The 8,821-nt window shown below is 66.4% G+C and carries 10 protein-coding genes; 5 read left to right on the top strand and 5 right to left on the bottom strand.

The window, feature by feature from the left end; all coding sequences use genetic code 11:
* Positions 1 to 1,161 (top strand): ABC transporter permease (locus B4I46_RS15085; protein WP_349681954.1); only part of this gene is annotated, 1,161 nt, incomplete at its 5' end.
* A 36-nt stretch (positions 1,162 to 1,197) separates the two neighbouring features.
* A complete protein-coding gene (greB, locus tag B4I46_RS15080; RefSeq protein ID WP_043863093.1) occupies positions 1,198 to 1,695 on the top strand; it encodes a transcription elongation factor GreB in 498 nt (165 codons plus the stop codon).
* A 4-nt stretch (positions 1,696 to 1,699) separates the two neighbouring features.
* Here the strand turns inward: greB and B4I46_RS15075 are convergent, their stop codons facing one another.
* The 3 genes from B4I46_RS15075 to B4I46_RS15065 all read right to left on the bottom strand — a co-directional run bounded on the left by B4I46_RS15075 (position 1,700) and on the right by B4I46_RS15065 (position 4,329).
* On the bottom strand, positions 1,700 to 2,008 hold the full coding sequence (locus B4I46_RS15075) for a hypothetical protein (RefSeq protein ID WP_054915688.1): 309 nt from the start codon (positions 2,006 to 2,008) through the stop codon (positions 1,700 to 1,702).
* 361 nt (positions 2,009 to 2,369) lie between these two features.
* Complete coding sequence (locus B4I46_RS15070) at positions 2,370 to 2,801, bottom strand: DoxX family protein (protein ID WP_043863095.1); 432 nt, start codon at positions 2,799 to 2,801, stop codon at positions 2,370 to 2,372.
* 106 nt (positions 2,802 to 2,907) lie between these two features.
* Positions 2,908 to 4,329, bottom strand: a complete 1,422-nt coding sequence (locus B4I46_RS15065; protein ID WP_043863096.1) for a transglycosylase SLT domain-containing protein — start codon at positions 4,327 to 4,329, stop codon at positions 2,908 to 2,910.
* A 164-nt stretch (positions 4,330 to 4,493) separates the two neighbouring features.
* On the opposite strand from B4I46_RS15065, the gene B4I46_RS15060 reads away from it, so the two are divergent.
* The 3 genes from B4I46_RS15060 to B4I46_RS15050 all read left to right on the top strand — a co-directional run bounded on the left by B4I46_RS15060 (position 4,494) and on the right by B4I46_RS15050 (position 7,156).
* Entirely contained in the window at positions 4,494 to 5,300 is an 807-nt protein-coding gene (locus tag B4I46_RS15060; protein ID WP_043863097.1) for a TatD family hydrolase, read from the top strand.
* A gap of 86 nt (positions 5,301 to 5,386) precedes the next feature.
* Positions 5,387 to 6,865, top strand: coding sequence for a methyl-accepting chemotaxis protein (locus B4I46_RS15055; RefSeq protein WP_054915686.1), 1,479 nt, complete (start codon positions 5,387 to 5,389; stop codon positions 6,863 to 6,865).
* Positions 6,866 to 6,949: 84 nt separating this feature from the next.
* Entirely contained in the window at positions 6,950 to 7,156 is a 207-nt protein-coding gene (locus B4I46_RS15050; RefSeq protein WP_286900791.1) for a hypothetical protein, read from the top strand.
* Position 7,157: 1 nt separating this feature from the next.
* Here B4I46_RS15050 and B4I46_RS15045 read toward each other — a convergent pair whose 3' ends face one another.
* Both B4I46_RS15045 and B4I46_RS15040 read right to left on the bottom strand, forming a co-directional pair.
* On the bottom strand, positions 7,158 to 7,961 hold the full coding sequence (locus B4I46_RS15045) for an acyl-CoA thioesterase (RefSeq protein ID WP_253087370.1): 804 nt from the start codon (positions 7,959 to 7,961) through the stop codon (positions 7,158 to 7,160).
* An 84-nt stretch (positions 7,962 to 8,045) separates the two neighbouring features.
* The gene (locus B4I46_RS15040) at positions 8,046 to 8,813 is read right to left on the bottom strand and encodes a CHAD domain-containing protein (protein ID WP_043863100.1); all 768 of its coding nucleotides are present in this window, start codon (positions 8,811 to 8,813) and stop codon (positions 8,046 to 8,048) included.
* Positions 8,814 to 8,821: the final 8 nt, after the last annotated feature.

Genomic DNA, 8,821 nt, shown 5'->3' with positions numbered 1-8,821 from the left:
CTGCTGGCCGGCGCCCCGCTGGCCTGGCGCCTGGGCCTGGGGCAACTGCTCAAGCATCCGCTGGCGGCGGCAGGCCAGTCGCTGGCCTTCGGCATGATCCTGCTGGCCATGGCCCTGATCGCCCTGCTGCGCACCGAGCTGCTCGACACCTGGCAGAACCAGCTGCCCAAGGATGCTCCCAACTATTTCGTGCTCAACATCCTGCCGGACGACAAGGACACCTTCGCCCAGCGCCTGAACGAATTCTCGGTCCATGCCGCGCCGTTGTTCCCGGTGATTCCCGGGCGCCTGACGCTCATCAATGGCGAGCCGGTGCGCGAGATCGTCAGCAAGGAATCCACCGGTGACCGCGCCGTCCAGCGCGACCTGAGCCTGACCTGGGCCGCCGACCTGCCCCAGGGCAACACCTTGAGCGCCGGCCAGTGGTGGCAGGCACAGCCAACGGCCGATGCCTTACCCGGCGTGTCGGTGGAGGCGCAGCTGGCCGAGAGCCTCAAGCTCAAGCTGGGCGACACCCTGACCTTCAGCATCGGTGGCCTGGAGCGCCAGGTACAGGTCAGCAGCCTGCGCACGGTCAACTGGGACAGTTTCCAGCCCAACTTCTACATGATCTTCCAGCCCGGCACCCTGCAGGACCTGCCGACCACCTATCTCACCAGCTTCTACCTGGCCCCAGGCCACGACCAGCAGGTGGTGGCCCTGTCGCGAGCGTTCCCGGCAGCCACCATCCTGCAGGTCGATGCGCTGCTGGAGCAGTTGCGCAGCATCCTGGCCCAGGTGACCCTGGCGGTACAGTATGTGCTGCTGTTCGTGCTGGCGGCGGGCCTGGCCGTGTTGTTCGCCGGGCTGCAGGCCACCCTGGACGAGCGCATCCACCAGGGTGCGCTGCTGCGGGCACTGGGCGCCAGCCGCAGCCTGCTGGTCAAGGCCCGGCGCATCGAGTTCGGCCTGCTGGGCGCCGCCAGCGGCCTGCTCGCGGCGCTGGGCACCGAACTGATCAGCCTGCTGCTATACCGCTACGCATTCGACCTGCACTGGAGCCCGCACCCGTGGCTGCTGCTGTTGCCGGTGATCGGTGCGTTGCTGGTGGGGGGTGCGGGGGTATTCGGCACGCGCCGGGCGCTCAATGCCAGCCCGCTGACAGTGCTTCGCGAGGGCTGATAGACTCGGCGGCTACCTACCCGAGCCTGGAAGCCCATGAGCCGATACCGCCCGCCCCGCACTGCCGGCACCGCACTGATCACCCCACAGGGCGAGGCGCGCATGCGCGCCGAGCTGCATGAACTGTGGCATGTGCGCAGGCCCCAGGTGACCCAGTCGGTCAGTGAGGCAGCAGCGCAAGGTGACCGTTCGGAAAACGCCGAGTACACCTACGGCAAGAAGATGCTGCGCGAAATCGACAGCCGCGTGCGCTTCCTGACCAAGCGCCTGGAAAACCTGAAAGTGGTGAGCGAACGGCCCAGCGACCCGAACAAGGTGTACTTCGGGGCCTGGGTCACGGTCGAGAACGAAGACGGCGAACAATCGCGCTACCGCATCGTCGGGCCCGACGAGCTGGACTTGAAACTGGGCCTGATCAGCATCGATTCGCCCCTGGCCCGCGCCCTGATCGGCAAGGCGCTGGACGCTGAAGTGCGGGTGCAGACACCGACTGGCGAACAGACGGTGTACATCGTCGAGATCGAGTACCCCTGAGCGATCAGGCGCGGGTGATCAAGCCCTGGCGGGCGACGCGGGTCAGGTGGTGGATCACTTCGGCGGCATCGGCCCTCGAGGGCGCCTGCACCACGGCCAGGTCGAAACGGTCGTTGCCGAACCGGGCGAGGGTTTCGCAGGAGTCGGCGAACTGGATCAGGAACGCCGTGGCACGGCCTTTGGGGCGGGGCCAGCCATCGAGGTAGCGCAGCAGGGTCGGCTGGTGTTTGCCGCTCAGCAGAATGCGCGGCGTGCGAGCCGCCTGGCTGGTAGGGAGAGGGGTGAGGCAAACGCTGGTACGTGGGCAACTCATGGTGTACTTCTCTGTGCCTCGCAGATCCCGCTGGGCTGCGGTGCGAGGCGTCACCGAACCAGCGCTTTAGCGGTATTCGGACGACCTGCTGGTGGTCTTCCTGCGCCCCGCAAGTAGCTGTTTAAATCGGCGCAAGCCAGCATCCTAGAGAAGCGCCGGCCCGGCTGTCAACAATGCCATCGTCTGATAAACGACCCGGACGCCGGAAAAACAAGCGAGTTTCTCGCATTCGACGGCGACGCCGGTTCCTGCACCTGCCGGCGCCCCTGAAGGCGCCTGCGTTGCCGCAGAAGCAAGCAGCCGGGTCGGGCACAAAAAAGGGCCTGCAATGCAGGCCCTTTTTGTGCCACAACGCCAAGGCTCACTTGGCGATCATGCGGTCCACCGACGCCCTGCCCGCCCCTTCCACCAGTACCGCAATCGCGCCACCCAGCAGCGCCAGGGCGAACTCATAGCCGTTGTTGGCCATGAACAGACCGTTGCCGATGTGCACCGAGAAAATCGCCACCAGCAGCAACCCCACCAGCGCCAGGGCCGCCGGGCGTGCCAGCAGGCCGATGACCAGTGCCAGCCCGCCGAAGAACTCGGCCCCACCGGACAGCGCCGCCATCAGTGTCGGCGGGGTCAGCCCCAGGCTTTCCATGTACTGCGCGGTGCCTGCCAGCCCGCCGCCACCAAACAGGCCGAACAGCTTCTGCGAGCCATGGGCCATGAAGATGATGCCGATGAAGATGCGCAGTACGGTAATGCCCCAGCCGGCGCGGGTGAACAATACGGAGTTGATGGCGTTCATGCTGTCTTCCTTAAGCGATGCAGGTGTGTGGTAGAGGTCGCCATCTTAATCATATTTTCAAATGTTAAAATCGCGATTATCTGCACATACAAATCGTAATTTTCGATTACTTGCGTGAGGCCACTTTTCGTCCCCGGGCTTCCAGCGCGTCGCGTTCGCGGTCGAATGCCAGAAAGTACTTGTTGACGCTATTAACATAGCTGACCGGCCCCATTCCCACCTGCTCGAGCGCCACACGCTCTACCTGAAAGAACCACTGGTTGGGGTTCAGGCCGCGTCGCCGCGCCTCGGCCCGCATGGCCTGAACCCGCTCCGGCCCCAGGTTGTAGCCGGCCAGCACGAACGCCATGCGCTCGCGTTCGTTGAGCTGGTTGCTGGAAAAGAACTTGCGCCGGATCAGTGCCAGGTAGCGCGCGCTGGCCTGTACATTGCCATCGACATTGGCGATATCGCTGATCCCCACCCGCTGCGCCGCACCGGGGGTGATCTGCATCAGCCCATGGGCGCCACCTGCGCCCCTGGCCGCCGGGTCGAGGGCCGACTCCTTGAACGCCAGTGCCGCCAGGTTCAGCCAGTCCAGGTTCTGGGCCTGGGCGTGACGCTGCAGCACCGGCCGCAGTTTTTCCAGGCGCTGGCGGTTGGCCTGGGCCAGCGGGTAATGCACCTTGTACAGGCGCCGGTAGATACGCTCGAACGCCACATCCTGATCGGCCGGGGCGTGATACCCCTTGAGGAAGCGATCGACACTGGCGTGCAGCATCGCCGCGTCGCGGCGCACGTACCAATGCATCGCCTCGGGCTGGGCCAGCTGCACCTTGCGCTGCACCAGCAGCTTGGGCATCACCTGCGCCCAGCGCCGGGCAATCGGCTGTTCGACCACGGTCAGGTGGAAGATGCCGGCCTGCACCATTTCCAGCACATCCTCCACCGCAAGGCTGGGGTCCGCCCATTCCACCTTGAGCGGCGCCAGCTTGCGCAGGGCCAGGCGCTGGTTGATTTCGTGGAGGGTATCGCCTGCCGCACTCGAACTGGTCAGGGTCACGGTGCGGCCGGCAAGCTGCTCGACGCGCTGGTAGGTCCGTTCGCCCTTGCGCCCCACCAGCACCAGCGGCACATTCTCCAGCACGGGGTCGCTGGCCATCACCCCGCGGGTGGAACTCAAATCGATCAGCTCGCCGGGCGCCACCAGATCGCCCTCGCCACGCTGCAATGCGCCAATCAACTGGTCCTTGGCCTTGGGGATGATCTTCAGGCGGATCTGCTGACCGTCACGGGCACGCCCGTTGAGATAGTGCTCGAAGGCGATCAGCCGATGGTATTCGATGCCCACCGGCTGGCCCTTGACCTCGCCGGAGCTGTTGCGGCTCTGGTTGACCAGCACGCGCAACACCCGGCTTTCACGGATCTGCGCCAGGTCGCGCACCTTGGCCGCAGGCACCGCCTGCTGCGGGCCGGGCAGGCGTGCGTGGGCCGGGCCGGCGCACAGCAGGCCCACACACAGCAAAAAAAGCCAAAGTGATCGCGTCATCCGGTCTCCGGCAAAGGGCCGCGATTGAGTATTTGACGCCATAATGAGCGGTCGGTCCGTGACAATTGACCGCAAAAGACCGCGACAACTTCTTGAAGTTCTTGGCGTTATTGGTATTTTTCGGCGCTGCCAAGCGCTTTTGCCGCACAACCTGAGGTAGCACCATGCAACTCATCGACATCGGCGTCAATCTGACCAACCCAAGTTTCGACGGCAAGCACGAGGCCATCTTGCAGCGTGCCGAGGCCGCCGGGGTGCATCAGATGCTGGTGACCGGTACCAGCCTGGCCGGCAGCGAAGCCGCGCTACACCTGTGCGAGCAACTCGACCCGCAGGCCCGGCGCCTGTTCAGCACGGCCGGTGTACACCCCCACGATGCCAGCAGCTGGAACAGCGACACCGCGCGCCATCTGCGCGCGCTGCTCGAACAGCCACGGGTGCACGCGGTGGGTGAATGCGGGCTGGACTTCAACCGCGACTTCTCGCCGCGCCCGCAACAGGAAAAGGCCCTGGAAGAACAACTGGCGCTGGCGGTGCAGCTGCAGATGCCGGTGTTTCTGCACGAGCGTGATGCCAACGAACGCCTGTTGCAGATTCTCAAGGACTACCGCGACCGCCTGCCAGCCGCCGTGGTGCACTGCTTTACCGGCGAGCGCAGCGCCCTGTTCAGCTACCTGGACCTGGACCTGCACATCGGCATCACCGGCTGGATCTGCGACGAACGTCGCGGTACCCACCTGCACCCGCTGGTTGCCAGCATCCCCACTGGCCGCCTGATGCTGGAGAGCGACGCCCCCTACCTGCTGCCCCGGACCCTGCGCCCCAAACCCAAAAGCGGTCGCAACGAACCGGCCTACCTGCCCGAAGTGCTGCGCGAAGTGGCCCTGCACCGGGGCGAGACACCCGAGCAAGTGGCTGCGCACACCAGCGACTGCGCCCGGCGCTTCTTCGGGCTCCCCGACATAGTTTGACGCATATCAAGATTTGTCTTTGAATTGGCTGGCACACTGATGGCACCTTGCCAAATTGTTTCCGCTCAATCAGAGAAGACCTATCCATGGGTGCCTGGCTCAGCAATATCTCACTGAAGTACAAGTTCTGGGCGGTGAACGCAGTCGCCTTCGTCACAACCCTGTTCGTGGTGCTGTATGCGGTGCACCTGGAAACCCGCGCCAGGGCCGAGACGGCCCAGGCCCGGGTGCAATCCGAAGCCCGCCTGCTGGCCGCCTGGCCCGCCGGCCAGGCCTTGCCGCAGAACGCCACCTGGGTCAGCTTCACACCCGGGCAGGCGCCCACCTTCGATGGCCAGGCGTTGCCGGCCCTGGCCACTGCCCAGGGCTGGGTCGAGCTGAACGGCATGCCGCTGCTGGGCAGCGACCCGCTGATCGGCGCGCAGGTCATCCAGCGCGATGGCCAGCAGATCGCGGTACTGGCCCAGGCCCCGAGCATGGCGCAGGTGTTCACCGACCGCTTCGTCAACTATGCGGTGTGCGTACTGATCCTGATGCTGGCCATGCTGTGCGCCTCGCAGTTGCTGATCCGCTTCCTGCTCAGCCAGCTCAACATCCTCAAGGACGTGATGCTGCACGTCGAGAAGACCGGTGACCTGTCGGCACGGGTGCCGCTGTCCTGCGGCGACGAGATCGGCCAGATGGCCAGCGCCTTCAACGCCATGCAGACCACCTACCACCGCGTGGTCAACACCGTGGCGCGAACCGCCGCGCAGCTGGATGCCGGCGCCGCGCGCCTGGCCGCCAGCATGAACGAGGTGCGCCACGGCATGCTCGGCCAGCAGAGCGAAACCGACCAGGCCGCCACCGCCATCAACGAAATGACCGCCACCGTCTACCACATCGCCCAGCATGCCGGCGCCACACGCGACCTGTCGCAAAGCGCCGACACCCTGGCCGGCAGCGGCAAGGACGTGGTCAGCCGCGTGCAGTCGTCGATCTCGGGGCTCTCCACCGGCGTGCAGCAGACGGCCGAGATGATCCGTCAACTGGCCGAGGACAGCCAGAAGATCAACAGCGTGGTCGGGGTGATTCACAGCATCGCCGAACAGACCAACCTGCTGGCCCTCAACGCGGCGATCGAGGCGGCCCGTGCCGGCGACCTGGGCCGCGGTTTCGCGGTGGTGGCGGACGAGGTGCGCAACCTGGCCAAGCGCGTGCAGAGCTCCACCGATGAAATCACCACCATGGTCTCTGCCCTGCAGGCCGGCACCCGCGATGCGGTGGAGTTCATGACCGAGAGCTCGTTCAAGGCCGACGACTGCGTCAAGCAGGCCCAGGAAGCCGGCGAGGCCCTGGCGGAGATCACCGGCGCGGTGGCGCAGATGCGCGAGAGCAATACCCAGATCGCCGTGGCGGCCGAACAGCAGAGCCAGGTGGCCGAAGAGATGAACCGCGCAGTGGTGAGCATCCGCGACGTGACCGAAGAGACCGTGCAGCAGACCGTCGATTCGGCCACCACCAGCAGCGAACTGGCCACCCTGGCCGGCGAGCTGAACAAGGCCATCGGTCAACTCAAGCTATAAACGCGATAGCCGCGCGCAATTGGCCCCCTGGCGGGGGCCAAACTACGCTTGGGTTATCCGTTTTGCACCTTGAGGAGAACCGTGATGAACAAGCACATGTTTCACCTGCCCCACTGGCATCACGCCCCTCGTACCCCCACCAACATCGCGCTGCAGCTGATTGCGCTGCCGCTGCTGGCCATCGGCGCGCTGCTGGTATTGAGCGGCGCGCTCGACGCCGACCTGGGCACCCTGGCCGTCGGCGTCATCGGCCTGCTGGCCGGTGTGGCGGTGGAGCGCCAGCGCCAGTGATTCAGGCGAACACGGTCACCGTCTGGCGGCTGATGGCAAGCAAATCACCGGCTCCGTTCCACAAGGCGGCCGCCACATGGCCGTAGCCGTCACGCGCGTAGTCGATCTGGGCGCAGTACTGGCACCAGTCCAGGGTGGTCAGGCTGGCCACCGGCTGCACGAACTCGATGGTCCAGGTCAGGGTGCTGCCGGCAGCGGGCGTGCTCAGGTGCGGCATCAACGCCGGTGGCCAGGCATCGACCAGCGCCAGCAGGTGGGCTTCGGTCACCGGCTCCTCGACCACATCCTCACCGCGCAGGCGCACCCAGCCGCCCATCTCGCGTGACCGGCTACCGCTGAACGGCAAGCCGCCAATGCCCCAGCGCATGGCCAGGTGGCGAATGAACTCGGGGGTCACGCCCTTGATGAAGGGCAACTCGGGGCTGGACTCGGCAAGGCTTTTCATCGGCACCGGCGCCAGCCCTGACACCTGCACCACCGAATCGCGCCCGGCACCGAAACTGCCCTGCACCAGGGTCACCACCTGGCCATTCTGTACCGCGCGCCCCAGCAGCGAGCTGACCGCCTTGCCGTCACGCAACAGCTCCACCTCGAAACTGATCGGCACCCCAGGCTCGGCCGGCCCTACGAAGGTGATGGCCAGCGAGCGCACCGGACGGTCCGGGGCGACCTTGGCGTGCATGGCCTCGTACACCAGCGCCGCCATCAGCCCGCCGAAACAGGCACGCCCCTGGGCCCATTCGGCCGGGATGGTCACCGCCTGGGGCTGCAGGCGCACGGCGGTGAGCAGTTGGGAAAAATTCATCGGGACCTCGACCAGTGGGCAAATGTGGCGATGTTAACCAGCCGCCGCGCCGCGCACAGGCCGCATTTGCGCCAAACACGCGACTTATCGACGTTGGATTTCGCTCAGCAGTGTCTCCAGCGTGCGGTCGGCACGTTGCTCGGCCGCCGCCTGTTGCGCCTGCCAGTGCGCCACGCAGGGCGCCAGGCCAGGCTGCTGCTCGGCCTGCAACAGCCACTGCAACAGGTCGTGCCAGTCGCCCAGATCGCCCTGGGCGCGCTTGAGCCCGCGGCGCAGGGCCGGGCGCAGGCGTTCGAGCTGTGGATAGGCCTCGGCGCCATAACGCACCCGCTTGATCAGCAGGCGCAGGCGGTGGCGGTCGTGCGCCGGGTCGTTCATGGCAGCCTGCAGGTTGCGCCACTGCTTGTGCAGGCGCTTGCCCACCCGCGCCTCCAGGCGGCGTACCAGGCCCTGGCGCTGGGCCGCGCGCAGGAACATCGGGAAGGCATCGATGATCGCCAGCAGCCGCGCAAGCTCGGCGCTGGCCGCCACCCGGGCAAAGGTGCGGGCCGGGTCGCCAAGCTGCTGGCGGGCCACCTCGGGCAGCCCGCGTTCGAGCAACTGCGCGGCCAGCACCTCGCGATCGCGCAGCGGAGTGGTCAGGCGCCCCAGCTCGGCGGCAGCATCCTCCAGCTTGTCCACCCCCGGCAGCCCGCGCAGGGGCCGCAGCAGGCTGCGCAGGCGACGCACGCTGGTACGCAGGTCATGCAGCGCCTCACTGTCGGTATTGGCCGCCAGGCGCGCCTGGCAGGCCAGCAGGCGCACGTGCAGGGTCAGCACCTGGGCGATCACATGGTCGAGCATTGCCGACATGGCCTGGT

It is taken from the genome of Pseudomonas sp. UBA7500 (assembly GCF_002478435.1).
In the GTDB taxonomy this organism is placed as follows: domain Bacteria; phylum Pseudomonadota; class Gammaproteobacteria; order Pseudomonadales; family Pseudomonadaceae; genus Aquipseudomonas; species Aquipseudomonas palmensis.
The sequence above is the reverse complement of the archived record's forward strand: the minus strand, read 5'-3'. Positions and strand labels throughout refer to the sequence as shown.